Origin of the sequence: Caballeronia sp. J97 (assembly GCF_905220305.1) — a bacterium.
GTDB lineage: Bacteria > Pseudomonadota > Gammaproteobacteria > Burkholderiales > Burkholderiaceae > Caballeronia.
In genome coordinates, this window is record NZ_CAJMZL010000024.1 from 70591 (window position 1) to 93358 (window position 22768).

Sequence of the window (22768 nt, forward strand, 5' to 3'; positions counted from 1 at the left end):
CCCGGTATTGTAAATGAGCGCTTCCACGCCGTTTTCTTCCGCCAACTCGCTGTCTTCCGGTTCCGTTCCGCGTTCTCGCGCGGTGCTCGTGACCGGCGCGGCGAAGCGCATCGGGCGCGGCATTGCGCTGGAATTCGCCCGGCAAGGCTGGGATGTGGCCGTCCACTACGGCAACTCGGAGCATGATGCGCGTGAAACCGTCGCGGACATCGAGGCGCTCGGGCGGCGTGCGGTCGCGCTCAAGGCGGACCTGGCCGTCGAGGCGGAAGTCGCGCGGCTCGTGCCGGCGTGCGCCGAAACGTTCGGCGGCCTGCATTGCGTCGTGAACTGCGCGTCGCGTTTCGACGAAGACACGGCGACGGACTTCGGCTACGCGAAGCTGCTGGAAATGACCGCCGTCAACGTCGCCGCACCGCTCACGCTCGCGCGCATGCTGCACGAGATCACGCCCGAGGCCGGCGGCCAAGACGATCCGCAACGCGGCGTCGTCATCAATGTGCTGGACCAGAAGCTGTACAACATGAATCCCGATTACCTGTCGTACACGCTGACGAAGGCGGCGCTCGAAAACGCCACCGTCGCGCTCGCGCAGGCGCTGGGTCCGAAACTGCGGGTCGTCGGCCTCGCGCCCGGCCTCACGCTGATTTCCGCCGGACAGACGCCCGCGTCGTTCGAGTCGGCGCATCGCGTGACGCCGCTCAACCGCGCATCGACGGTCGAGGACGTCGCGCAAGCCGCGTGCTATCTCGCGAACGCGCGCGGCGTGACCGGCACGACGCTCGTCGTCGACGGCGGCCAGCACCTCGTGCCGAGCCCGCGTGACGTGATGTACATGATCGGCGCGCGAAAGCCTTGAACCGCGCCTACTGAATATTGGAACCAACATGCTTGCCGCACTTTCGCATCCCCGGCTGACCGATTGCCGGCGGCTTTTTCTGCGCAACTACGAAGTGCGCATCAACATCGGTGTGCATGACTTCGAGAAGCGCGGCGAGCAACGCGTCGTGATCAACGTCGAGCTGTACGTGCCGCTCGCGCTGTCGACGCCCGTCGCGGACAAGCTGGCCGAAGTCGTCGACTACGACTTCATGCGATCGACCATCGCCGCGCGCGTGAAGCGCGGCCACATTCATTTGCAGGAAACGCTGTGCGACGACGTCGCCGCTGCCTTGCTCGCGCATCCGAACGTGCGCGCGGTGGCCGTATCGACGGAAAAGCCCGACGTCTATCCCGATTGCGACGCGGTCGGCGTCGAAGTCTTCCGCATCAAAGAGGAGCGAGCATGAACGCGCGCGACACGATGGAAGCCGCAGAGGCGCACAAGCCCGCGCGCGAAGCGCTCACGAAGCGTGAGCAGAAGGAAGCGTACGAGAACAACAAGCTGTTCAAGCGCATCGTGCGCCAGGTCGGGCAGGCGATCGGCGACTTCAACATGATCGAAGAAGGCGACAAGGTCATGGTGTGCCTGTCGGGCGGCAAGGACAGCTACGCGATGCTCGAAATCCTGATGCGCCTGCGCGAGCGCGCGCCGATCAACTTCGATATCGTCGCCGTCAATCTCGACCAGAAGCAGCCGGGCTTTCCGGAGCACGTGCTTCCGGAATACCTGAGCAAGCTCGATATTCCGTTCCACATCGAGAATCAGGACACGTACAGCATCGTCAAGCGGCTCGTGCCGGAAGGCAAGACCACGTGCTCGCTCTGTTCGCGACTGCGCCGCGGCATTCTGTACCGCGTCGCGGGCGAGCTCGGCGCGACCAAAATCGCGCTCGGCCATCATCGCGACGACATCCTGCAGACGCTGCTGCTCAACATGTTCTACGGCGGCAAGCTGAAGGGCATGCCGCCCAAGCTGCAATCCGACGACGGCAAAAACGTCGTGATCCGGCCGCTCGCTTACGTGAAGGAAGTCGATCTCGAGAAATACGCGGAACTGCGCGAATTCCCGATCATTCCGTGCAATCTGTGCGGCAGCCAGCCGAACCTGAAGCGCGCGGAAATGAAGGCGCTGGTCCGCGAATGGGACAAGCGTTTTCCGGGGCGCGTGGAGAACATGTTCAATGCCTTGTCGAACGTGGTGCCATCGCATCTGATGGACAGCAAACTGTTTCCGTTCGCCGGGCTGCGCGCGACGGGCGAGGCCGATCCGCAAGGCGATATCGCGTTCGACGAGGAACCGTGTGCAACCGAACCGTCAGGATCGTCCGGCGCGGTTTCAATTGTGCAGTTCGACGACCTGTAACCTTTATCCAATAAGGCGCAGCGTGGGTTTCGCCGCATTGCGCCAAAGAGCCGCATGATAAATTGGCGGCTCGTCATACCCTGCAAGGCTCCAGCGATGAACATCGTGATTCTGGCTGCCGGCATGGGCAAGCGCATGCGCTCCGCCCTGCCGAAAGTACTCCACTCACTGGCGGGCAAGCCATTGCTCGCGCACGTCATCGACACGGCCCGGACGCTGTCGCCGACGCGTCTCGTGGTCGTCGTCGGGCACGGCGCGGACAAGGTTCGCGAAGCCGTCGGCGCGCCGGACGTTCAGTTCGCGCTGCAAGACAGGCAACTCGGCACGGGGCATGCCGTGCAGCAGGCGCTGCCGCTGCTCGATCCCTCGGTTCCGACGCTCGTGCTGTACGGCGACGTGCCCCTCACGCGCGCGAGCACGCTCGAGCGCCTGATCGATGCCGCGGGCGCCGAGCGCTACGGCGTCCTCACGGTCAGCGTGAGCGATCCGACCGGCTACGGGCGCATCGTGCGCGACGCGGGCGGCAAGGTGCGGAAGATCGTCGAGCAGAAGGACGCGAGCGAGGACGAGCGGCGCATCGCGGAAATCAACACCGGCATCGTCATCACGCCGACGCGCACGCTCGAAACATGGCTCGCGTCGCTGAAGAACAACAACGCGCAGGGCGAGTTCTATCTGACGGACGTCGTCGAGCGCGCGATCGAAGCGGGTGTCGAAGTCGTCACCGCGCAGCCGGATGCCGAATGGGAAACGCTCGGCGTGAACAGCAAGATTCAGCTCGCCGAGCTGGAACGCATCCATCAGCGCAACGTCGCGACCGCGTTGCTCGATGCCGGCGTGACGCTGATGGACCCCGCGCGCATCGACGTGCGCGGCACGCTCGAATGCGGCGCGGATGTGTCGATCGACGTGAACTGCGTGTTCGAGGGGCGCGTGACGCTCGCCGACAACGTGACGATCGGTCCGAACTGCGTGATCCGCGATGCGAAGATCGGCGCGGGCACGCGCGTCGATGCGTACACGCATATCGAAGGCGGCACGACCGGCGCGAACGTCGTGCTCGGTCCGTACGCGCGGTTGCGTCCGGGCGCGACGCTCGGCGATGAGGCGCACGTCGGCAACTTCGTCGAAGTGAAGAACGCGGTGCTCGGGCACGGCTCGAAGGCGAACCATCTCAGCTATGTCGGCGATTCGGATATCGGCGCGCGCGTGAACATCGGCGCGGGCACGATCACCTGCAATTACGACGGCGCGAACAAGCATCGCACCGTGATCGAAGACGACGTGTTCGTCGGTTCGGATACGCAACTGGTCGCGCCGGTGCGCGTGGGCCGCGGCGTGACGATCGCGGCGGGCACGACGGTGTGGAAGGACGTCGGGGAAGGTGAGCTGGTGCTCAACGAGAAGACGCAGGTGAGCAAGACGGGCTACAAGCGCCCGGTGAAGAAGAAGTCGTAAGGCTGTCGAGAGATTCAGCCCAACGTGCGGCGCTTCGTGCACCGCGCTTTCGAATGCAAGTTTCAAAGGAAGAACGTCCATGTGCGGAATTGTCGGCGCGGTAGCGCAACGTAACATCGTCTCGGTGCTGGTCGAGGGTCTGCGCCGGCTCGAATATCGCGGCTACGACTCGTGCGGCGTGGCCGTTCTGAGCAACGGCGAGCCGCGCCGCGCGCGCAGCGTCGCGCGCGTATCCGATCTCGACGCGCAAGTGCGCGACACGAATCTCGGCGGCATGACCGGCATCGCCCACACGCGCTGGGCCACGCACGGCGCGCCCGTCACCGACAACGCGCACCCGATTTTCTCGCGCGATACCGTTGCGCTCGTGCACAACGGCATCATCGAGAACTACGAGTCGCTGCGTGAAATGCTGAAAGGCAAGGGCTACGAGTTCGTGTCGCAGACGGACACGGAAGTCATCGCGCATCTGATTCACAGCATGTACCGCGGCGATCTGTTCCAGACCGTGCGCGAAGCAGTGAAGCAGTTGCACGGCGCGTATGCGATCGCGGTGATGCACAGGAATCAGCCGCATACCGTCGTGGGCGCTCGCCAGGGGTCGCCGCTCGTGGTCGGCGTGGGCGAGGGCGAGAACTTCCTCGCGTCGGACGCGCTCGCGCTCGCCGGCAGTACGGACCGCTTCGCGTTCCTGGAAGAAGGCGACGTCGTGGAGATCAGTCTCGAAGGCGTGAAGATCGTCGATCGTGAAGGCGTGCCCGCCGAGCGCGAAGTGCGCGTGGTGACGGCATACGGCGGCGCGGTCGAGCTCGGCCCGTATCGCCACTTCATGCAGAAGGAAATCTTCGAGCAGCCGCGCGCGATCACCGACACGATTCCGCAAGCCGATGAATTCAGCCCGAGCCTTTTCGGCGATGCCGCGCGCGATGCGTTCTCGCAGGTCGACAGCATTCTGATTCTCGCGTGCGGCACGAGCTACTACTCGGGCGTGACGGCGAAATACTGGCTGGAATCGATCGCGAAGATTCCGACGCAGGTCGAGATCGCGAGCGAGTATCGCTATCGCGAGTCGGTGCCGAATCCGAAGGCGCTCGTCGTCGTGATCTCGCAATCGGGCGAAACCGCCGATACGCTGGCCGCGTTGAAGCACGCGCAGTCGCTCGGCCACAAGCACACGCTCGCGGTGTGCAACGTCGCGACGAGCGCGATGGTGCGCCAGACCGAACTCGCGTTCCTGACGCACGCGGGCACGGAGATCGGCGTGGCATCGACGAAGGCGTTCACGACGCAACTGGCCGCCTTGTTCGTGCTTGCGGTGACGCTCGCGAAGTTGCGCGGTCATGTGAACGCGAAGCAGGAAGCCGCGTACTTCACGCAATTGCGGCACTTGCCGGCGGCGCTGAACAGCGTGCTCGCGCTTGAGCCGCAAATCATCGCGTGGTCGGAAGAGTTCGCGCGCAAGGAAAATGCGCTGTTCCTCGGCCGCGGCTTGCACTATCCGATCGCGCTGGAAGGCGCGTTGAAGCTCAAGGAAATCTCGTATATCCACGCCGAGGCGTATCCCGCGGGCGAACTGAAGCACGGGCCGCTCGCGCTCGTGACCGAGGCCATGCCGGTCGTGACCGTCGCGCCGAACGACGCGCTGCTCGAGAAGCTGAAGTCGAACATGCAGGAAGTGCGCGCGCGCGGCGGCGAGCTGTACGTGTTCGCGGATGCCGATACGCGCATCGTCAGCGAGGACGGCATCCATGTGATCCGCATGCCGGAACACTACGGAGCGTTGTCGCCGATTTTGCACGTCGTGCCGTTGCAGTTGCTCGCGTATCACACGGCGTGTGCGCGCGGGACGGATGTCGACAAGCCGAGAAATCTGGCCAAGTCGGTGACGGTGGAGTAAAGCCGGCGAGCGTTGTTGTGTTGTGATCGTCCGGAGGGTCCGCGCATGTCGCGGACCTTTTTTATTTCCACGCGCCGACGGACGATTCGAGCAGAGAAACCTTCGACGTTGAACGCCGGTCGCGAGCCGCCGCTCTGTGGACAACCTTGTGGGCACGCCGATGTATTTACTGTTGGCGCTTTCTGAACAACTCGGCGTTCATCGCCAGGACGCGAAAGTTGTCCCGGCTTCAATTCGAAACCAGACGCGCCATACCGGACTTATTGGTTGCGTAAACCTCTGACGTAAAACACGCATCGCCGGTTATCCACTGATTTGCGGCGAGCTTGTTAACTACTACCACGTATACATACGAACTCTTTTGTTTACTTAGACAACGTGGCCGCATTGATCAAAACCGCGGCGCTCAATCGCCCCGCAAATCTTCAGGCCGCCGCTGCGCCATGCACATGCCTCAACCGTTCACGGCTGTTGCTCAAATGAATGCGCATCGCGGCGCGGGCATCGTCGGGGTCCTGACGCACGATCGCCTGATAGATCGCCTTGTGCTCGCTGAGCACGCTGCGCAAGCGCTCGATCTGATCCAGCTCCGCGATCTCCGCCTTGCCCAATCGCGTGCGCGGACTGACGCCGCGTCCCATCTGACTGAGCACGTCATAGAAATAGCGATTGCCGCTCGCCCGCGCGATCTGCAAGTGAAACTCGACGTCATGTTGCAACACATCCGTGCTCCCGCTCGCCAGTTGCTCCTCGAAGCGCTTGAGCGCCGCGGCAATCTGCTTGAGATGCCCATCCGTGCGCCGGCCGGCGGCGAGCGCGGCGGCCGCGCCTTCCAGATCGATGCGAAATTCGATGATCGCCATGATGTCGAGCAGGTTCGACAGATCCGCGTCCGCCAGACGCACTGACTGACGCTCCTCCGGCGCCCGAATGAACGTGCCGACACCGTGCCGCGTTTCCACCACGTTCGCCGCTTGCAGACGCGACACCGCCTCGCGCACGACCGAGCGGCTCACCGACAGCCGTTTCATCAGTTCGACTTCTGTCGGGATCTTGTCGCCGGGACGCAGAACGCCGCGTTCGATATCCTCGAACAAGGTGGCGAAGACTTTATCGGTGAGACTGGCCATGGCGATTCGTGACTGACAGGGTGTTGTGAGTGGATCGGCGGTCATGCTTGTTGTCGGACGACCTCGAGTCGCTTAGGATCGGTGAAGCAGCACGGACCGCGAGGCAACCCGATACAGATGTCCGACAACGCATCTTCCTGCCGATGGATAGTTTCGTCAATTCGGCGAGCCGCGCTCACGGACGGCGTCTAGATATAAGACATCACATAAGATAGCGCTGACAATTATCAGAGAAAATGTCATAAAATCAACGAAATCAGGGTTTACGCCGCTGTCGTTTGATGTCGGTCTGGCGGTACTCTGTGTTAAGACGTCTGATAACTAAGCGCCTCGGACGTGCCGGTTTCCAACCAGATCGCTGTCATCACAGGGAGGCAACATGCCGTCTTCGTCACCGTATCAGCCGCTGCCCAATACATTCCGAACGTCGCTGCGCGAGCGCAAGCGGCTGATCGGCTGCTGGATGTCGCTCGCGAGCCCGATCGTCACCGAGCTCGTCGGCGTGATCGGCTTCGACTGGATGCTGCTCGACGCGGAGCACGCGCCGAACGACGCGCTCACGCTCATCCCGCAGTTGATGGCGCTGAAAGACAGCCCGAGCGCGCCCGTCGTGCGACCGCAGGCGAACGATCCCGTCGTGATCAAGAAGCTGCTCGATAGCGGCTTCGTCAATTTCCTGATTCCGTTTGTCGACAGCGCCGCCGACGCCGAGCGCGCCGTCGCCGCGACGCGTTATCCTCCTCTGGGCATCCGCGGCGTGTCGGTCGGGCATCGCGGCAATCGCTATGGCACGGTTCCGAATTACTTCCAGGTCGCGAACGACAATATCAGCGTGTCGGTGCAGATCGAAAGCCGCGCGGCGGTCGAGGCGATCGACGAAATCATCGCGGTCGACGGCGTCGATGCGCTCTTCGTCGGCCCGTCGGATCTCGCCGCCGCGTACGGACACCTCGGCAACGCGAACCATCCAGAGGTGCAGGCGGTCATCGCACATGTATTCGAACGCGCGCACGCGGCGGGCAAGTCGAGCGGCATTCTCGCGCCCGTGCAGGAAGACGCCGAGCGCTATCTGGCGATGGGCGGCACGCTCGTCGCCGTAGGCGCCGACCTCGGCATGCTCAGGAACGCCGCGCAGGCCGTCAGACAACACTTCATCCCCGAGTAAGCGCGACACGCGTCACGCGACCGGGCCGACACCGAAAATCGACATCAAGGAGCGATTCATGCAAAAGGCAGGCTTCATCGGACTGGGCATCATGGGCAATCCCATGGCGGCCAATCTTCTCAAGAACGGCGTTCAGCTCGCGGCTTTCACGCGCAGCGGCGTGTCCGCGGAGCTCACCGGCGCGGGCGCCACGGCATGCGATTCGCCCGCGGCCGTCGCCGAGAAGGCCGAAGTCATCTTCATCATGGTGCCGGACACGCCTGACGTCGAAAGAGTGCTGTTCGGCGAGAACGGTGTCGCGAGCAAGCTGAAGAGCGGGCAGATCGTGGTGGACATGAGCTCCATTTCGCCGATCGCCACGCGCGAGTTCGCGGCGAAGGTGCGCGAGAAGGGCGCGGACTATCTCGACGCGCCCGTCTCCGGCGGCGAAGTCGGCGCGAAGGCGGCGTCGCTCACGATCATGGTCGGCGGCGCGCAGGCCACCTTCGACAAGGTCAAGCCGCTCTTCGACATGATGGGCAAGAACATCTCGCTGATCGGCGAAGTGGGCGCGGGGCAGGTATGCAAGGTCGCCAATCAGGTGATCGTCGCGGCGACCATCGAAGCGGTCGGCGAGGCGCTGCTGCTCGCGTCGAAGGCCGGCGTCGACGCCGAGAAAGTCCGCACGGCGCTAATGGGCGGCTTCGCGTCGTCGCGCATCCTCGAAGTGCATGGCGAGCGCATGACCAAGCGCACGTTCAATCCGGGCTTTCGCATCGAACTGCACCAGAAAGATTTGAATCTCGCGCTCGCGACCGCGCAGGCGCTCGGCGTCGCGCTGCCGAACACATCGACTTGCATGCAGCTCTTCAACGCGTGCGCCGCGCACGGCGGCAAGGCGTGGGATCACTCGGGCATGGTGCGCGCGCTCGAGATCATGGCGAATCACGAGATCGGTCAGGAAGCGAAGTAACGGCCGATCCTCAGACAGGACAACAAAGCCGGCGCGAGCCGGCTTTGTCGTTTCCGAACCTCGCCGCGAAGTCATCAGACGTCTCGGTTTGATAGATGGGCAGAGCCGTCGCGGCAGACAAAAAAAGCGCGATATCATTGATATATAAGCGATTTGTGATCAAAGGGTAAACGCGCGATTGGCTATTTCGGACGGCGGGCATACAATGTCATCAGACAACGCACCACCATCTGAGGATCACGCTCATGTCGACGAATGCAGTCAAACCGAACGCCACCCCGAAAGTCACCGAATTGCGCGTCGTGCCGGTCGCGGGCCGCGACAGCATGCTCATGAATCTGTCCGGCGCGCACGGCCCTTTCTTCACGCGCAATCTCGTGATCCTGACGGACAGCGCGGGCAACACGGGCGTCGGCGAGGTGCCGGGCGGCGAGAACATCCGCAAGACCATCGACGACGCGCGTTCGCTCGTCGTCGGTCAGTCGATCGGCAATCTGCATTCGGTGCTGAATCAGGTCCGCACGAAGTTCGCCGATCGCGACGCGGGCGGCCGCGGCCTGCAGACCTTCGATCTGCGCACGACGATCCACGCCGTCACTGCGCTCGAAGCGGCGCTGCTCGATCTGCTCGGCAAGCATCTCGGCGTGCCCGTCGCGGCCTTGCTCGGAGAAGGCCAGCAGCGCGATGAAGTCGAAATGCTCGGCTATCTGTTCTACGTCGGCGACCGCAACAAGACGGATCTGCCGTACGCATCCGGCGCGGATGGCAAGGACGACTGGGAGCGCGTGCGCACCGAAGTCGCGCTGACGCCCGAAGCGGTCGTACGCCTCGCCGAAGCCGCGCAGGCGCGCTACGGCTTCAACGATTTCAAGCTCAAGGGCGGCGTGCTCGCGGGCGATGCCGAAATCGAAGCCGTCACCGCGCTCGCCGAGCGTTTCCCGGATGCGCGCGTGACGCTCGATCCGAACGGCGCGTGGTCATTGGCCGAAGCGATCCGCCTGTGCCGCGACAAACACGACGTGCTGGCCTACGCGGAAGATCCGTGCGGCGCGGAAAATGGCTATTCGGGCCGCGAAGTGATGGCCGAATTCCGCCGCGCCACCGGCCTGCCGACGGCCACCAACATGATTGCGACCGACTGGCGCCAGATGGGCCACGCGATCCAGTTGCAATCGGTCGATATTCCGCTCGCCGATCCGCATTTCTGGACGATGCAGGGTTCGGTGCGCGTCGCGCAGATGTGCAACGACTGGGGCCTCACGTGGGGCTCGCATTCGAACAATCACTTCGACGTGTCGCTCGCGATGTTCACGCACGTCGCCGCTGCCGCGCCGGGCAAGATCACCGCAATCGACACGCACTGGATCTGGCAGGACGGCCAGCATCTGACGCGCGATCCGCTCAAGATCGTCGGCGGCAAGGTGAAGGTGCCGGAGACGCCGGGCCTGGGCGTCGAACTGGATATGGACGAAGTGGAGAAGGCGCACGCGCTGTATCAGCAGCACGGCCTCGGCGCGCGCGATGACGGCGTCGCGATGCAATTCCTGATTCCGAACTGGAAGTTCGACAACAAGAAGCCCTGTCTCGTGCGCTGAGACGTTTCTAGCTTTTCAAACGTTCGATGAGCGCGATGCCCGCCGCGGGATTGCGCTCCTTGAACCCGCTGATGACGTAGAGAAACACGTCGCGCGAAGCGGCCTTCGGCGCAGCACGGCCGAAGGTCTGCAAGTCGTCCGGCGAGCCGCCCGCCGCCCACGTTTTCGCGCGCGCGGCCCAGCGATCGAGCCCAGCTTTCGCATAGCCCTTCGCCTGCTTTTCGGTCGTGCCCATGATGCGGGCATAGACGAAAGGCGCGGTCACATCCGCGATTTGCGGATACTTCGAATCCCCGGCGATCACGACCGCGACGCGATATTTTCGTGCGAGCGCGACGAACGCCGCATCGCAAAAACTCTCGTGCCGCACTTCGATCGCGTGACGAATCGCGCGTCCTTCGACCTTCGCGGGCAGCAGTTCGAGAAAGCGCTCGAAGTCGTCGGGATCGAACTTCTTGGTCGGCGCGAATTGCCAGTTGATCGGACCGAGCTTGTCCTTGAGCTCGAGCACGCCGCTGCCGAAAAACCGCTCGATCGTATCGCCCGCTTCGGCGAGTACACGGCGATTCGTCGCGTAGCGCGGCGCTTTCAGCGAGAACACGAAATCAATGGGTGTCTCGTCATGCCACTTGATGAACGTCGCGGGCTTCTGCGAGCCGTAAAACGTGCCGTTCACTTCGATGGAGGTCAGCGCGCGGCTCGCATATTCGAGTTCGCGCTTCTGCGCGAGACCTTCGGGATAGAACGTGCCGCGCCAGGGCTCGAACGTCCATCCGCCGATGCCGACACGAATGCGCGCGCTCTTCGCTCCGGAGGTGGCCATCGCAGCGCTACTTGCGGCCGACGAGGTAGCTCACGCCCTGCGGTCCGTACTGCTCCGCATGCTCGATGTTCGCGGCGAGATGGAAGACGTCGCCCAGGCGATAAGTATCCGAATCGCCGCCGATGCGGATCGTGACGTCGCCTTCGAGGATCAGCGCCTTGGCTTCGAACGGATGCGTGTGGATATCGAGTGAACCGTGCGGCTCGCGCGTCACCGTGACGACTTCGTCGAAACCTTCGCTGGAAAGAATTGCGAGAAATTCGTCGCGGTGCATGTCGGACGTTGTCGTGGAATGTCGTGGAAGAGGGCAAGCGCGTCCGCGCTCATCGTGCGGACGCGCCGGGTCATGCACTTTCGCTATTACAGTCGAACCGGCTTCGTCGCCCGCTCAGTTGCCGAAGAAGATGTTGCATTGCGGCCCGCGCGTGCAGGGCGTGGAGGCCGTGCCGCCCATCGTCGTCGCGCCCGCAGCGCCGCGCGTCATCGGAGAGCCGCCGTAGGACATGTCGGTGGACTGGCTCTGCATGGCGCTCTGGGCAGGCGCGCCGGGATCGGTCCAGGTATCGGCGGTGGCCTGTCCCGGCACCTGCGCGGTGCGATAGTAGGTCTGCTGAGCCGAGGCAAGACCCGCCGTAACGAGTAGCGAGGCGGCGAGCGCCGCCATGGCGATACGTGATTTCATGTTGACTCCTTGATCGGAAGGCGCGCTCGCGTGAACGCCGCGTAACGCTGTTCGCTGATTCGGATCGAGTTTCCGCACGGAACGTGCCACGTAGTTGCCTGTGCCATGAGTGGCGCGCCGGCCGGACGGACATCGGCGCCGGTTTCCGCCGTGGCTGCGTGTGCCGCGCCGGTTTGCCGAACTTGTTCGAATGCGATTCGCGCACGGCATCTCGCCGATGCGATGCAGACGGAGCGCCGGTGCGCTTGCCGGCGAATGGGACCCGCGGGTCCGCAGAAGACGCATGCCGCGCTGCACACTTCGTTATAGGCCGTGGATGTTCGAATGAACAGCACATTTGAACGTGTATCGCGCATACGGTCGCGCGTGTGGCGCAAGGCTGTCGGTCGCGTCAGCGTGGCTTCGGTTCTAGAATGCGAGGCGTGCAATTCCGCTTCAATCCGCTCACTCACGAACGCAGGGACATCGCGAACATGACCGTCACCATCTACCACAATCCGAAGTGCGGAACCTCGCGCAATACGCTCGCGCTGATCCGCAACGCTGGCATCGAGCCGACGGTGATCGAATACCTGACGCATCCGCCGAGCCGCGAGACGCTCGTCGCGCTGATCGCGCGGGCGGGTATTTCGGTCCGCGAGGCGCTGCGCGAAAAAGGCACGCCCTACGCCGAGCTCGGCCTCGACGATCCAGGCCTCACCGACGATCAACTCGTCGACGCGATGCTCGCGCATCCGATCCTGATCAATCGTCCGTTCGTCGACACGCCGAAGGGCGCGCGTCTGTGCCGTCCGTCGGAGCTCGTGCTCGATATCCTGCCCGAAGCGCAGAAAGGACCGTTCACGAAAGAGGACGGCGAAGTCGTCATCGATTCGTCCGGGAAGCGCGTGCGCTAACGCACCTTTGCTTTGGCTGACTGTTACCTGACGTTACCTTTCTGGCAGACCCGTTGCACCTGTATCCGGCATCGCTTTTTAGACTGCACTCACTCACAGAGCACTCGGTGCAAGGAGAAAGCGACATGAAGAAGAAACTTCTCGGGACGGCTATCGGGCTGGCGGGGATCGCGGCACTTGCAATATCGGCGACGGCGAATGCGCACGTCGATGTGGCCGTGGGCGTCGGCGTGCCGGTGTACGCCCAGCCCGCGGTGCCGGTGGGCTATTACGGATACGGCTACGGCGATCGCGACGAGCGCTGGCGTGAGCGCGAATGGCGCCGTCACGAGTGGCGCGAGCGCCGCTGGCATCATGAGATGCGCCGCGAGGAACGCTGGCGCGAGCGTCATGACTGGTAAATCGTAGAGAATCGCGCACTCGAACGCGGCGGGCCGAAAGGCTGCGCCGCGTTTTCTCGTGTGCGTCATGCGACGCCATGCCGCATATCGACTGGTTCAAGCCGCGCGCTTTCGTGCCGTAAACACGTGGGTGATGTCGGATACTCGTGCCTCTGTCGCCGCGAATCCCTTTCAGCGAATCATCTCGCTGCGCCGCGCAGTTCGAACGCGTCGGATAACCGGCGTCGTCTTCCTCGAGCACGAGCGATATTCCGCCCACTTTCAGCGATGTTCAGTCCCGTCAGCATTCTCGCCGTTACCGCGCTATCGAGCATTCTCTCGATACTGGTGCTGATTTCGCTGCTCTCGCACGCGATCGGCGGCGTGCCGCGCTGGCTTTGGGCGAATGTGCTGGCAATCGTTTCGCTCGTGCTTTTCGCCGTGCAGAACGTGGCCCCGGCGTGGCTCGGCATCGTCGTGGCGAATCAGTTGCTCGCCACGACGATTCTGCTCATCTACGAAGGCTGCAACGAATTCTTCGACGTGCCCATGCGTCCCGCGCAGCGCTGGACCGGCTGGCTGATGTGGCTCGGCGTGATGGCGGGCATCGTGTACTTCACCTATGTCGTGCCCGATGTGAACATGCGCGTGGTGATCGTGTCCGCGTTTCATGCGGCGTGCGATGTCGCGATCGCCGGGCGCGTGCTGATCGAGCGTCCGAAGGAACGGCCGCGCTATAACTATCTGTTCGTCGCCGGTGCGGCGGCGCTCGGCGCGCTCGGCCATACGGTGCGTGGCGCGATCTATGTCGTGAAGCCGCCCGCGCAAACGGCGCTGCTGCAGCCGGGCGTGATGCAGATCACGTTTCTCGCGCTCGGCATTCTCGTGCTGCCGTCGCTGTGCATCGGTCTCGTGATGATGGCGCACGACCGGCTCGCGCAGCGGCTCGAACGCCTTGCGCGCTTCGACGATCTCACCGGTGCGCTTTCGCGCAAGGCGCTCCTGGCCAGCGCGGCCGAACGTCTCGCGCGAGCGCCTCGCGAAGGCCAGCGCGAGTATGTCGCGGTCGTCGACGTCGACCATTTCAAGAGCGTGAACGATCGCTACGGCCACGCGGCGGGCGACGACGTGCTGCGTCATTTCGCGTCGATCGTGCGAGCGCGCATTCGGGAAAGCGATGCGTTCGGGCGCATCGGCGGCGAAGAGTTTTGTCTTTTCTGCACGGCCGAGCGCATCGACGAAGTCACCGCGCTCGTCGAGCGTCTGCGCAAGACGGTCGAGGCGTCCCCGTGCGCCGTGCCCGGCGGCGTGCTGCATTACACCTTCAGCGCGGGTATCGCCGTGTGGGACGGACGCGAGCCGCTGGCGTCGCTGATGGCGCGCGCCGACGGACTGCTCTATGCCGCGAAGGTCGCGGGCCGCAATCGCGTGAAGGCGCCCGCCGCGGACGCAGTCGTCTAGGCTTCCTCGACGTCGCCGTACTTCCGGCGCTCGTCTTCGGGCTTGCTCATCCAGCGCCGCAACAGGTGTTTTTCGACGGTGCGCCCGATCGTGAGCAACGCGATCATCAGGATCATCGCGATGAACGCGACGCTCCACACACCCAGACCGCAGACGATGCCGACGGCCGCTGTCACCCAGATCGAGGCCGCCGTGGTCAGCCCGCGCACGCGGTTTTCGCGCGGATTCTGCAGGATCACGCCCGCGCCGAGAAAGCCGACGCCCGTCACGATGCCCTGCACGACGCGCGACACGTCGGCGTCGTTCGAGAGCGTCATCGAGAAGCCTTGCGCGCACATCGTCGCGATGCACGCGCCGAGCGACACGAGCCCCAGCGTTTTCATGCCGGTGGGTTTGCCGTGCAGATCGCGATCGATGCCGATGATGCAGCCGATCAGCATCGCGGTCAGCATGCGCAACACGGCGTCGACGAGAATGGGATAGGGAAGCATCGCGTGTCGGGAAGGTGATCGTGAGCGAGACCATCTTCGCACGAGGCGCGGGCACGCGCGCAATTTTGGCGCGCTAACGTGCCGGTTCCGGTCCATATCGAACGCACAACGGGGAGACGAAGTGAGCCAGCTGCCGAAATTCACGATGGTCGATGCCGCGCCGACGCCCGTCGGTCCTTTCTCGCACGCGGCCGAAGCCGACGGCTGGGTGTTTCTCACCGGCCAGATGCCAACCGACCCGAACGACGACGGCGCGCCGCTGCCCGAAGGCGTCGCGGCGCAGACGCGTCGCGTGATGGACAACCTGATTCTCGTGCTGAGCGGCGTCGGCCTGACGCTCGACAACGTGGTCAGCGCGCGCATCTTCCTGACCGAGTTCAAGCGCGACTACGACGCGATGAACGCGGTGTATCGCGCGTACTTTCTGCCGAAGCCGCTGCCGGCGCGCACGTGCGTCGGCGTGACCGGGCTTGCGCGCGATGCGCTCGTGGAGATCGATTTCATCGCCAGACGCCCCTGAGCGCGCTCATTTGCGCTTCGACGCATCGATCTGGCGGAAAGTGAGATTGATGCGCTCGCCGCGCGCCCCCGGCTCCTTCGGCACGCGATGCACCCATTCGAGTTGCGTGCGCCCGCGCATCACGAGCAGGCTTCCGTGCGTGAGCGCGAGCGTGTGCGTCGCATGCGTGCGCGCGTGCCGGAACTCGAACGTCCGCGTCGCGCCGAGACTCACCGATGCGATCACCGGCTCCGGCCCGAGTTCGCGTTCCTTGTCCGCATGCCAGCCCATGCTGTCGAGCCCGCTGCGATAGCGGTTCAGCAGCACGCTGTTGAAGCGCGCGTTGCAGGCGGCCTCGGCACGCTCGCGCAGTTGCGCGACGGCGGGCGTCCACGGCTGCGGCACGTTGCGAATGCCCGAATAGACATAGACCGCGTCCGGCTCGCCTTGCCACGCGGTCAGGCGCGGCAACGGCACGCGGCCGCCGGGCGTGGTCATCGTGTCCTGTTGCCAGCCGACTTCCGCGATCAGCGCGCCCATCAGATCGGAGCCTTCGTCGGCGCCGATCCAGTCCGGATGCCACACGATGTCGGGCTTGGGGATGTCGTCGAAGAGATCGAACATGGCGGTGACGCGGGAACGGCGGCGGATGAAACATTCACGATAGCAGAGCCGTCGCGCGCTGTGATTGCTGGCTCATTCGCTTGAGCGCCGGGACGCTGTGCTACATTCCCCGAGTCATCTCAATAACGTCGTGCGAGGGTCGGAACACCTGTTTCGCGCGGCGACGACTCACGGGGAATCGCATGAACATCACCGCCGAAGCAAGCGGCGGCGCGGCGCAGGGCCGCCGCATCCTGCTCGTCGACGACAGCGTCGATGCGGCGCTTGCCATGTCGATGCTGCTCGAAGCGCTCGGCCATGAAGTGCGCACCGAGCATGACGGCCCGCGCGCGCTCGCATCGATCGACCATTTCAAACCGGACGTGGTCGTGCTCGATATCGGATTGCCGGGCATGAGCGGGTTCGATGTCGCGCGCGAAATGCGCAAGCGCGAGGCGACCCGAAGCGCGCTGCTGCTCGCATTGACCGGCTGGGGCAGCGACGCCGATCGTCAGAGCGCGCGCGACGCTGGCTTCGATCATCATCTGACGAAGCCCGTCACCATCGCCGATCTGGAAGCACTGCTCGCGGGACCGCGAGCGTAAGTCTTTTCTATTCCACGCGCAGCCGCGCCATGTACGGCAGGTGGTCGGACAGCCACGCGGTGTCCTGCGTCGGAACAAGCCATTCGACGGGCCTGAGGCCGCGCACGAACATCTTGTCGAGCGCGAGCGCCGGTGAGAACGCCGGGAACGTGCGGCCCGATTCGCCGAGCATCGTCGCGACTTCGCTCATGCCGAGCTCGCCGAACAGCGGCACGGAGTCGTTGCGCCAGTCGTTGAAATCGCCCGCGAGCATGAGCGGGCCTTCAGGCGCTTCTTTCGCGATCCAGTGCGCGATCCAGTTCATCTGACGCAGCCGCGCCTGACGCGTGAGCGCGAGATGCGCGCAGAGCAAGGTGATCGCCTGGCCGGCGAAGGTCGCCCGCGCGACCAGCAAGCCGCGCTTTTCGAAGCGATGCGCCGAGATGTCCCAGCGCCCGGAGAGATCGAGCGGATGCGGCGAAAGAATGGCGTTGCCATGCCGCCACGATGGTTTGAACACGTTCGGCCCGAGCGCGATCTGCAATTCGAGCGCCGTGGCGATTTCGGTCGCCTGGCAATGCCAGACATCGTCGAGCGGAGCATTGAGCGGATTGCCGAAGCCGCTCGCGAGCACGGGCTGCGGCATGCGCCGCGCCATCGCTTCCTGAAGAAAGTAGACATCGGCGTTGGTGGTCTGAACCCACCGCTGCATCGCGTTCCACGCCCGCAAGCCGAGCGGCGAGCGGCCCTTGTGGAGATTCCAGCTGACCGCCGTGAAATCCGGCGTGGCCGAATGAGCGGACGGGCCTGGCGGAAGATGTTCTGGGTTTCGCATGCGTTGTTTGTCTTGAGCGGCGGCCTCTCGAGGCTATCTCACCGCGGTTGTCATTGCGCCGCCGTCGACGAGCCCAGGCTCGCGCGCACCCGATAGGCGAGCGACGGATTGCTGTCGACGATCTGCCATTGTCCCCATTCGCCCGGCTTGAGAGCGAGCCCCGGATGCGATCCGCTTACCTGGCGCGGCACCGGCGGCAGCTTGCAGCCGGACGGCGAAACGCGCGTGCTGTCGTCCTGCAAGGTTTCCTGCGCGTCGATGGCGAGCGTGATGTCGTCGGCGCTCGCGTGCGTCGGCGAAATGGTGATCGTGCGCTGCAGGTCGATGTCGCCCGCTGCCTGATCCGCGCAACCGACGCGATTTTGCACCTTGTTGTGATGCGTGTCGGTGCGCGCCTGACCGACGTTCGTCGTGCCCGAGAACGAATCGATCTGCTGGCCGTCGCGCACGACCTGCAACTCCCAGTTGACCGGCTGCGACGCCGTGGTTTGCGCGTGCGCGCCGAACGCGGCAAGGCCGGCGCCCGTCACGAGCGCGGCGTTCAGAAAGACGGTGCGTATCGTTTTATGCATTGAAAGCGACTCCTGCGCGCGGAGAGTTCGGATGGCGGCGCGCCGTGCGCGGCCGCGGGATCGGCGTTCCTCGGCGACTTCCTTGTGACACGGCGGCGCGGACCCGGTTCAGCCGACTCGCGAAACACACTATTGTGAGAGAGAGCAGATTTCGAACCCGCTGCCGCGCCGATCACGACGATGATACTAGCGCGCGCCGATCGCGGTCTCGTCGCTGGAAACGGGGTCCCAATTAGCAGCACACGCGTTCGACTGCTCGCTTGCACGCGGTTTTGGCGTCGATACACTGAACTCGTCGACCATAAAAAATGACGGGGTGTGACATGACGACAGCCGTGGTCAAACAGGAACTCGCGGTGGCATCGTTCAGCAAGGTCTACAGTCTCGACGACGTGGAAACCGCGCTCAACGACCTGTCCGAAGGCGCGAGCGACGCCTTGCGCGCCACCTACGAAAAAATGCTCAAGGTGGGCAATCTGCGCTTTTGCGTGAAGCCGAACCGCATGCCGTCGGTCGACGACCTGGCCGCCGATCTGCCGAACTTCGAGGAGCCGCTCGCCGATATCCGCAAGCAGATCGCACTGTGTCTCGAAACCGACGATCGCCTCGAACTCATGCCGATGCTGCTGCTCGGCGAGCCGGGCATCGGCAAGACGCATTTCGCGAAGCAGCTGGCGCGGCTGCTCGGCACGTCGAATCACTACGTCGCGATGAGCTCGCTCACGGCGGGCTGGATTCTGTCGGGCGCGTCGTCGCAATGGCGCAACGCGAAGCCCGGCAAGGTTTTCGACGCGCTCGTGAACGGCAGCTACGCGAATCCCGTCATCACCGTCGATGAAATCGACAAGGCCACCGGCGACGCGCAGTACGATCCGCTCGGCGCGCTCTATGCGCTGCTGGAGCACGACACGGCGCAGACTTTCGTCGACGAATTCGCCGAGGTGCCGATCAACGCGGGCAATGTCGTCTGGATCGCGACGGCCAACGATGCGCGCGCGATTCCCGAGCCGCTCGTCAATCGCATGAACGTCTACGAGATCCCGGCGCCGGACCGCGACGGTGCGCGGCGCATCGCGCAGTCGATTTACGCCGAAATCCGCAATGCTCACGCATGGGGCGCGCGTTTTCCGGAAACGCTCGGCGACGCGCCGCTCGACGCGCTGACGCAGGCGTCGCCGCGCGGCATGCGGCGCGCGATGCTCAACGCGTTCGGCAACGCGCGGATCGACGGAAGGCATCATGTGGAGGCGCGCGACATCCAGATCGACCGCAATTCGCGCAAAAAGGCGATCGGTTTCTGAAGCGCGCAATTTTGGAATTTGCCAAAAAGGCCGCCAAAACCTGTCATTTTTGACATCTGGCGGCCAGATTCTTGCCTTTTTCTGAATTGAACCGGAAAACGATGCAATCGACGTGTGTTTGTTGTGTATCGCGCAATAGTCCCGAACGTAAAATAGTTGGGACAACTCTGCCGCGGAAAAAGAAATGGATCGGATCGAGTGTGTGGTAATCGGAGCGGGCGCCGTCGGACTGGCGATCGCCCGCGCCCTGGCCAAGCGCGGACGCGAGGTCATCGTGCTGGAATCGGGCGAGGGCATCGGCATCGGCACGAGCTCGCGCAACAGCGAGGTGATTCACGCGGGCATCTACTATCCGCGCGGATCGCTGAAGGCGGAGTTGTGCGTGCGCGGGCGTGACATGCTTTACGAGTTCTGTCAGGCGCACGGCGTGCCGCACCGCCAATGCGGGAAACTGCTCGTCGCGACGGCGCGCAATCAGGTGCCGCAACTGGCGGCGCTGGAGCAAAAGGGCATTGAGAATCGGGTGAAGGGGCTCGTGCGCCTCAGCGGCGCGCAGGCGGCGGAGATGGAGCCGCAGTTGCAGTGCGTCGAGGCGGTGTGGTCGCCGCTGACGGGCATCGTCGACAGTCATCAGTACATGCTCGCGCTGCAGGGCGAGGCCGAGAGCCATGGCGCGAATATCGTGTTCCATACGCCGGTCACGTCGATCGATGCGCGCGAGGGCTGCTTCATCGTCGAGACGGGCGGCGCATCGCCTGCGCGCTTCCGGGCTTCGTTTCTCATCAACAGCGCGGGGCTGCATGCGAACGAGATTGCGCGCGGCATCCGCGGACTGGACGATCGCCACGTGCCGCCGCTTTACTTCGCGAAGGGCAATTACTTCAGCGTGAGCGGGCGCGCGCCGTTCGAGCGGCTCATCTATCCGATGCCCAACGAAGCCGGCCTCGGCGTGCATCTGACGATCGACCTTGGCGGGCAGGCGAAATTCGGCCCGGACGTCGAATGGGTGCCGACGCTCAACTACGACGTCGATCCGCGCCGCGCCGATTCTTTCTATGCCGCGATCCGCGCCTATTGGCCGGGTTTGCCCGACGACGCGTTGCAGCCCGCCTATGCGGGCATCCGGCCGAAGCTGTCCGGCCCGGGCCAGGCGGCGGCGGACTTCGTGATTCAGGGCAAGTCCGCGCACGGCGTGCCCGGGCTTGTGAACCTGTTCGGCATCGAATCGCCGGGATTGACGGCATCGCTCGCGATCGCCGAACGCGTCGCCGACATGGCGCGCTGACTTACATGCGACTTTCCACCGTCCCTTATCTCTAACATTTGGCGTCGTCGACTCGCTTCCGGATTGTTATGCTCGGGTATCGCCGTCGCCAAGAACGGCGCTTGTCCCCCAATACAACATGGAGTGAGTCACCATGAAGACATCACGTCGCACGTTTCTCATCACGAGCGTGGGCGTCGCCTCGACGTTCGCGCTCGGATCGAAGGCCGCCTTTGCCGCCGACGCGCCGAAAGTCGCCGAAAGCGATCCGACCGCACAGGCACTCGGCTACAAGGAAGACGCGAGCAAGGTCGACAAGGCCAAGTTCGCGAAATACGCCGCCGGTCAGGACTGCGGCAACTGTCAGTTCTATCAGGGCAAGCCGACAGACGCCTACGCGCCGTGCCCGATGTTCAGCAACAAGCAGGTTGCATCGAAGGGCTGGTGCAGCGCGTATGTGAAGAAGGCATAAACGCGAGCGACGCCGTACGAAAGCGCGCCCGGCCGAAAGGCCCGGCGCGCTTTTCTTCGTTTGCAATTCGCTTGATCGGGAGAAAAACCATCTTTACACTCGCCAAGGCAAAAAGAGCCGCGCGTACGCATTTTTAGAGCGCGGACACCCAATGACCAAAGGGGATCGCATGCCAGGAAGAGCATTGAACGCGCGCGCCGTGACGGCGGCGGTCATCGGCAACGCGCTGGAGTGGTACGACTTCACCGTGTTCGGCTTCATGACGGTCGTCATCGCCCGTTTGTTCTTTCCGGGCAGCAGCGACTACTCGTCGATTCTTCTGACCACCGCGACCTTCGGCGTCGCGTTCGTGATGCGGCCCGTCGGCGGCATCGTGCTCGGTCTCTATGCGGATCGCGCGGGGCGCAAGGCCGCGCTGACGCTCGTCATCGGCTTGATGACGCTCGGCATTCTGCTGCTCGCGATAGCGCCGCCGTATTCGGCCATCGGCATCGGCGCGCCGCTCGTCATCGTGTTCGCGCGGCTGTTGCAGGGATTTTCCGCGGGCGGCGAGTTCGGCAGCTCGACCGCGCTGCTGATCGAAGCGGCGCCGTTCTCGAAGCGCGGCTTCTACGGCAGCTTCCAGATGGCGAGCCAGGCGGCGTCGCTGCTGCTCGGCGCGATCGTCGGCTCGGCGATTTCGCGCGGACTTTCGCCCGAAGCGCTCGATTCCTGGGGCTGGCGCGTGCCGTTCATCCTCGGTCTCGTGATCGGGCCGATCGGCCTGTATATCCGCCGCAACATGGCCGATACCGAAGCGTTCCTGCATGCGAAGAAGACCGCGCGCCGCGCGACGCTCGGCGAAGTGTTTCGCACGCATAGCCGCGAAGTGCTGTGCGGGCTCGGCTCGGTGATCGCGCTGACGGTGAGCGTGTATGTGCTGATCGCCTATCTGCCGACGTTCGCCGTCAAGCAACTGAAGCTGCCGTTCGGCCAGTCGTTCACGGCGCTGATCGTCGGCAATCTGCTGTTGACGGTGCTCTCGCCGATCACGGGCGCGTGGTCGGATCGCATCGGGCGCAAGGGACTGTCGCTGTGGTCGCTCGCGATCACGTTCGTCATCATCTATCCGCTGTTCGCGTGGCTCGCGGCAGAACCGAGCGTGATGCGGCTCATCGTCGTGCAGGCGCTGCTGTCGATTGCGTTGTCGGGCTACTATGGGCCGTTCGGCGCGCTCATCGCCGAGCTGTTTCCGGCGCACGTGCGCTCGACGGGGCTTTCCATCGCGTACAACATCGCGGTGATGATCTTCGGCGGCTTCGGGCAGTTCATCGTGACGTGGCTCATCCGCGTCACGGAATCGCAACTCGCACCTACTTTCTACGTGATGGGCGGGCTCGTGCTCTCGCTGATCGCGGTGGCGTGCATTCCCGCGACGCGTCACGCGGACGTCGACGAAGCACGCGACTTCTCCCGCTAGGCGGCAA

General features: G+C 64.1%; 25 protein-coding genes. 17 read left to right on the forward strand and 8 right to left on the reverse strand.

Going from position 1 to position 22768, the window contains the following annotated elements; all coding sequences use genetic code 11:
• Positions 1–13 precede the first annotated feature (13 nt).
• The 5 genes from U4Y90_RS25770 (at position 14) to glmS (ending at position 5597) form a co-directional block, all read left to right on the forward strand.
• Positions 14–856, forward strand: a complete 843-nt coding sequence (locus tag U4Y90_RS25770; protein WP_321798821.1) for an SDR family oxidoreductase — start codon at positions 14–16, stop codon at positions 854–856.
• 28 nt (positions 857–884) lie between these two features.
• Positions 885–1286 (forward strand): dihydroneopterin aldolase, encoded by a 402-nt coding sequence (locus U4Y90_RS25775; protein ID WP_321798823.1) that lies wholly within the window; start codon positions 885–887, stop codon positions 1284–1286.
• A complete protein-coding gene (gene ttcA / locus U4Y90_RS25780) occupies positions 1283–2242 on the forward strand; it encodes a tRNA 2-thiocytidine(32) synthetase TtcA (protein WP_321798825.1) in 960 nt (319 codons plus the stop codon). Before U4Y90_RS25775 ends, ttcA begins: the two co-directional genes overlap by 4 nt.
• A gap of 96 nt (positions 2243–2338) precedes the next feature.
• Positions 2339–3700, forward strand: coding sequence for a bifunctional UDP-N-acetylglucosamine diphosphorylase/glucosamine-1-phosphate N-acetyltransferase GlmU (gene glmU / locus U4Y90_RS25785; protein WP_321798827.1), 1362 nt, complete (start codon positions 2339–2341; stop codon positions 3698–3700).
• Between the two features lie 79 nt (positions 3701–3779).
• Positions 3780–5597 (forward strand): glutamine--fructose-6-phosphate transaminase (isomerizing), encoded by a 1818-nt coding sequence (gene glmS, locus U4Y90_RS25790; RefSeq protein WP_321798828.1) that lies wholly within the window; start codon positions 3780–3782, stop codon positions 5595–5597.
• 425 nt (positions 5598–6022) lie between these two features.
• Here glmS and U4Y90_RS25795 read toward each other — a convergent pair whose 3' ends face one another.
• Entirely contained in the window at positions 6023–6727 is a 705-nt protein-coding gene (locus tag U4Y90_RS25795; protein ID WP_321798829.1) for a FadR/GntR family transcriptional regulator, read from the reverse strand.
• Between the two features lie 379 nt (positions 6728–7106).
• Between U4Y90_RS25795 and garL the strand changes: the two genes are divergently transcribed.
• The 3 genes from garL to gudD all read left to right on the forward strand — a co-directional run bounded on the left by garL (position 7107) and on the right by gudD (position 10439).
• Positions 7107–7892: a 2-dehydro-3-deoxyglucarate aldolase gene (gene garL / locus U4Y90_RS25800; RefSeq protein ID WP_321798831.1), complete on the forward strand. Its 786-nt coding sequence runs from the start codon at positions 7107–7109 to the stop codon at positions 7890–7892.
• A gap of 43 nt (positions 7893–7935) precedes the next feature.
• Positions 7936–8844 carry a 2-hydroxy-3-oxopropionate reductase gene (locus tag U4Y90_RS25805; protein WP_415749414.1) on the forward strand — a complete coding sequence of 303 codons (909 nt, stop codon included), beginning with the start codon at positions 7936–7938 and terminating at the stop codon, positions 8842–8844.
• A gap of 245 nt (positions 8845–9089) precedes the next feature.
• A complete protein-coding gene (gudD, locus tag U4Y90_RS25810; RefSeq protein ID WP_321798834.1) occupies positions 9090–10439 on the forward strand; it encodes a glucarate dehydratase in 1350 nt (449 codons plus the stop codon).
• A 7-nt stretch (positions 10440–10446) separates the two neighbouring features.
• Here gudD and U4Y90_RS25815 read toward each other — a convergent pair whose 3' ends face one another.
• The 3 genes from U4Y90_RS25815 to U4Y90_RS25825 all read right to left on the reverse strand — a co-directional run bounded on the left by U4Y90_RS25815 (position 10447) and on the right by U4Y90_RS25825 (position 11944).
• The gene (locus U4Y90_RS25815) at positions 10447–11262 is read right to left on the reverse strand and encodes a DUF72 domain-containing protein (RefSeq protein ID WP_321798835.1); all 816 of its coding nucleotides are present in this window, start codon (positions 11260–11262) and stop codon (positions 10447–10449) included.
• A 7-nt stretch (positions 11263–11269) separates the two neighbouring features.
• A complete protein-coding gene (locus U4Y90_RS25820) occupies positions 11270–11536 on the reverse strand; it encodes a cupin (RefSeq protein ID WP_321798837.1) in 267 nt (88 codons plus the stop codon).
• A 114-nt stretch (positions 11537–11650) separates the two neighbouring features.
• Positions 11651–11944 (reverse strand): hypothetical protein, encoded by a 294-nt coding sequence (locus U4Y90_RS25825; RefSeq protein ID WP_321798839.1) that lies wholly within the window; start codon positions 11942–11944, stop codon positions 11651–11653.
• Between the two features lie 473 nt (positions 11945–12417).
• On the opposite strand from U4Y90_RS25825, the gene arsC reads away from it, so the two are divergent.
• From arsC to U4Y90_RS25840, 3 genes are all read left to right on the forward strand, one after another.
• The gene (arsC, locus tag U4Y90_RS25830; protein ID WP_321798840.1) at positions 12418–12840 is read left to right on the forward strand and encodes an arsenate reductase (glutaredoxin); all 423 of its coding nucleotides are present in this window, start codon (positions 12418–12420) and stop codon (positions 12838–12840) included.
• Between the two features lie 125 nt (positions 12841–12965).
• A complete protein-coding gene (locus U4Y90_RS25835) occupies positions 12966–13241 on the forward strand; it encodes a hypothetical protein (RefSeq protein ID WP_321798841.1) in 276 nt (91 codons plus the stop codon).
• A gap of 267 nt (positions 13242–13508) precedes the next feature.
• A complete protein-coding gene (locus U4Y90_RS25840) occupies positions 13509–14681 on the forward strand; it encodes a GGDEF domain-containing protein (RefSeq protein WP_321798843.1) in 1173 nt (390 codons plus the stop codon).
• On the opposite strand, the gene U4Y90_RS25845 is transcribed toward U4Y90_RS25840, so the two are convergent.
• The gene (locus U4Y90_RS25845) at positions 14678–15172 is read right to left on the reverse strand and encodes an MgtC/SapB family protein (RefSeq protein WP_321798845.1); all 495 of its coding nucleotides are present in this window, start codon (positions 15170–15172) and stop codon (positions 14678–14680) included. The genes U4Y90_RS25840 and U4Y90_RS25845 overlap by 4 nt on opposite strands.
• Before the next feature lie 121 nt (positions 15173–15293).
• Here U4Y90_RS25845 and U4Y90_RS25850 point away from each other — a divergent pair, with 121 nt between their 5' ends.
• Positions 15294–15692: a RidA family protein gene (locus U4Y90_RS25850; RefSeq protein WP_321798847.1), complete on the forward strand. Its 399-nt coding sequence runs from the start codon at positions 15294–15296 to the stop codon at positions 15690–15692.
• 6 nt (positions 15693–15698) lie between these two features.
• Here U4Y90_RS25850 and U4Y90_RS25855 read toward each other — a convergent pair whose 3' ends face one another.
• Positions 15699–16295 (reverse strand): alpha-ketoglutarate-dependent dioxygenase AlkB, encoded by a 597-nt coding sequence (locus tag U4Y90_RS25855; RefSeq protein WP_321798849.1) that lies wholly within the window; start codon positions 16293–16295, stop codon positions 15699–15701.
• A gap of 182 nt (positions 16296–16477) precedes the next feature.
• Between U4Y90_RS25855 and U4Y90_RS25860 the strand changes: the two genes are divergently transcribed.
• A complete protein-coding gene (locus tag U4Y90_RS25860) occupies positions 16478–16879 on the forward strand; it encodes a response regulator (RefSeq protein WP_321798850.1) in 402 nt (133 codons plus the stop codon).
• 7 nt (positions 16880–16886) lie between these two features.
• Here the strand turns inward: U4Y90_RS25860 and U4Y90_RS25865 are convergent, their stop codons facing one another.
• Together U4Y90_RS25865 and U4Y90_RS25870 are read right to left on the reverse strand one after the other, a co-directional pair.
• Positions 16887–17693: an endonuclease/exonuclease/phosphatase family protein gene (locus U4Y90_RS25865; protein WP_321798851.1), complete on the reverse strand. Its 807-nt coding sequence runs from the start codon at positions 17691–17693 to the stop codon at positions 16887–16889.
• A 50-nt stretch (positions 17694–17743) separates the two neighbouring features.
• Positions 17744–18265: a hypothetical protein gene (locus U4Y90_RS25870; protein ID WP_321798853.1), complete on the reverse strand. Its 522-nt coding sequence runs from the start codon at positions 18263–18265 to the stop codon at positions 17744–17746.
• A 323-nt stretch (positions 18266–18588) separates the two neighbouring features.
• Between U4Y90_RS25870 and U4Y90_RS25875 the strand changes: the two genes are divergently transcribed.
• The 4 genes from U4Y90_RS25875 to U4Y90_RS25890 all read left to right on the forward strand — a co-directional run bounded on the left by U4Y90_RS25875 (position 18589) and on the right by U4Y90_RS25890 (position 22761).
• Entirely contained in the window at positions 18589–19566 is a 978-nt protein-coding gene (locus tag U4Y90_RS25875) for an AAA family ATPase (RefSeq protein ID WP_321798855.1), read from the forward strand.
• 184 nt (positions 19567–19750) lie between these two features.
• Positions 19751–20851 carry an NAD(P)/FAD-dependent oxidoreductase gene (locus U4Y90_RS25880; protein WP_321798857.1) on the forward strand — a complete coding sequence of 367 codons (1101 nt, stop codon included), beginning with the start codon at positions 19751–19753 and terminating at the stop codon, positions 20849–20851.
• Positions 20852–20984: 133 nt separating this feature from the next.
• Positions 20985–21302 (forward strand): high-potential iron-sulfur protein, encoded by a 318-nt coding sequence (locus tag U4Y90_RS25885; protein ID WP_321798859.1) that lies wholly within the window; start codon positions 20985–20987, stop codon positions 21300–21302.
• A gap of 169 nt (positions 21303–21471) precedes the next feature.
• On the forward strand, positions 21472–22761 hold the full coding sequence (locus U4Y90_RS25890; RefSeq protein WP_321798861.1) for an MFS transporter: 1290 nt from the start codon (positions 21472–21474) through the stop codon (positions 22759–22761).
• Positions 22762–22768: the final 7 nt, after the last annotated feature.

Bases quoted from the DNA above. Each gene is read 5' to 3' on its own strand.
- garL (WP_321798831.1), top strand. From the start codon at position 7,107: ATGCCGTCTTCGTCACCGTATCAGCCGCTGCCCAATACATTCCGAACG.
- U4Y90_RS25890 (WP_321798861.1), top strand. From the start codon at position 21,472: ATGCCAGGAAGAGCATTGAACGCGCGCGCCGTGACGGCGGCGGTCATC.
- U4Y90_RS25795 (WP_321798829.1), bottom strand. From the start codon at position 6,727: ATGGCCAGTCTCACCGATAAAGTCTTCGCCACCTTGTTCGAGGATATC.
- U4Y90_RS25860 (WP_321798850.1), top strand. From the start codon at position 16,478: ATGAACATCACCGCCGAAGCAAGCGGCGGCGCGGCGCAGGGCCGCCGC.
- U4Y90_RS25840 (WP_321798843.1), top strand. From the start codon at position 13,509: ATGTTCAGTCCCGTCAGCATTCTCGCCGTTACCGCGCTATCGAGCATT.
- U4Y90_RS25875 (WP_321798855.1), top strand. From the start codon at position 18,589: ATGACGACAGCCGTGGTCAAACAGGAACTCGCGGTGGCATCGTTCAGC.
- U4Y90_RS25770 (WP_321798821.1), top strand. From the start codon at position 14: ATGAGCGCTTCCACGCCGTTTTCTTCCGCCAACTCGCTGTCTTCCGGT.
- U4Y90_RS25855 (WP_321798849.1), bottom strand. From the start codon at position 16,295: ATGTTCGATCTCTTCGACGACATCCCCAAGCCCGACATCGTGTGGCAT.
- arsC (WP_321798840.1), top strand. From the start codon at position 12,418: ATGACCGTCACCATCTACCACAATCCGAAGTGCGGAACCTCGCGCAAT.
- U4Y90_RS25880 (WP_321798857.1), top strand. From the start codon at position 19,751: ATGGATCGGATCGAGTGTGTGGTAATCGGAGCGGGCGCCGTCGGACTG.
- U4Y90_RS25845 (WP_321798845.1), bottom strand. From the start codon at position 15,172: ATGCTTCCCTATCCCATTCTCGTCGACGCCGTGTTGCGCATGCTGACC.
- glmU (WP_321798827.1), top strand. From the start codon at position 2,339: ATGAACATCGTGATTCTGGCTGCCGGCATGGGCAAGCGCATGCGCTCC.
- U4Y90_RS25865 (WP_321798851.1), bottom strand. From the start codon at position 17,693: ATGCGAAACCCAGAACATCTTCCGCCAGGCCCGTCCGCTCATTCGGCC.
- gudD (WP_321798834.1), top strand. From the start codon at position 9,090: ATGTCGACGAATGCAGTCAAACCGAACGCCACCCCGAAAGTCACCGAA.
- U4Y90_RS25815 (WP_321798835.1), bottom strand. From the start codon at position 11,262: ATGGCCACCTCCGGAGCGAAGAGCGCGCGCATTCGTGTCGGCATCGGC.
- U4Y90_RS25870 (WP_321798853.1), bottom strand. From the start codon at position 18,265: ATGCATAAAACGATACGCACCGTCTTTCTGAACGCCGCGCTCGTGACG.
- glmS (WP_321798828.1), top strand. From the start codon at position 3,780: ATGTGCGGAATTGTCGGCGCGGTAGCGCAACGTAACATCGTCTCGGTG.
- ttcA (WP_321798825.1), top strand. From the start codon at position 1,283: ATGAACGCGCGCGACACGATGGAAGCCGCAGAGGCGCACAAGCCCGCG.
- U4Y90_RS25820 (WP_321798837.1), bottom strand. From the start codon at position 11,536: ATGCACCGCGACGAATTTCTCGCAATTCTTTCCAGCGAAGGTTTCGAC.
- U4Y90_RS25825 (WP_321798839.1), bottom strand. From the start codon at position 11,944: ATGAAATCACGTATCGCCATGGCGGCGCTCGCCGCCTCGCTACTCGTT.
- U4Y90_RS25835 (WP_321798841.1), top strand. From the start codon at position 12,966: ATGAAGAAGAAACTTCTCGGGACGGCTATCGGGCTGGCGGGGATCGCG.
- U4Y90_RS25885 (WP_321798859.1), top strand. From the start codon at position 20,985: ATGAAGACATCACGTCGCACGTTTCTCATCACGAGCGTGGGCGTCGCC.
- U4Y90_RS25775 (WP_321798823.1), top strand. From the start codon at position 885: ATGCTTGCCGCACTTTCGCATCCCCGGCTGACCGATTGCCGGCGGCTT.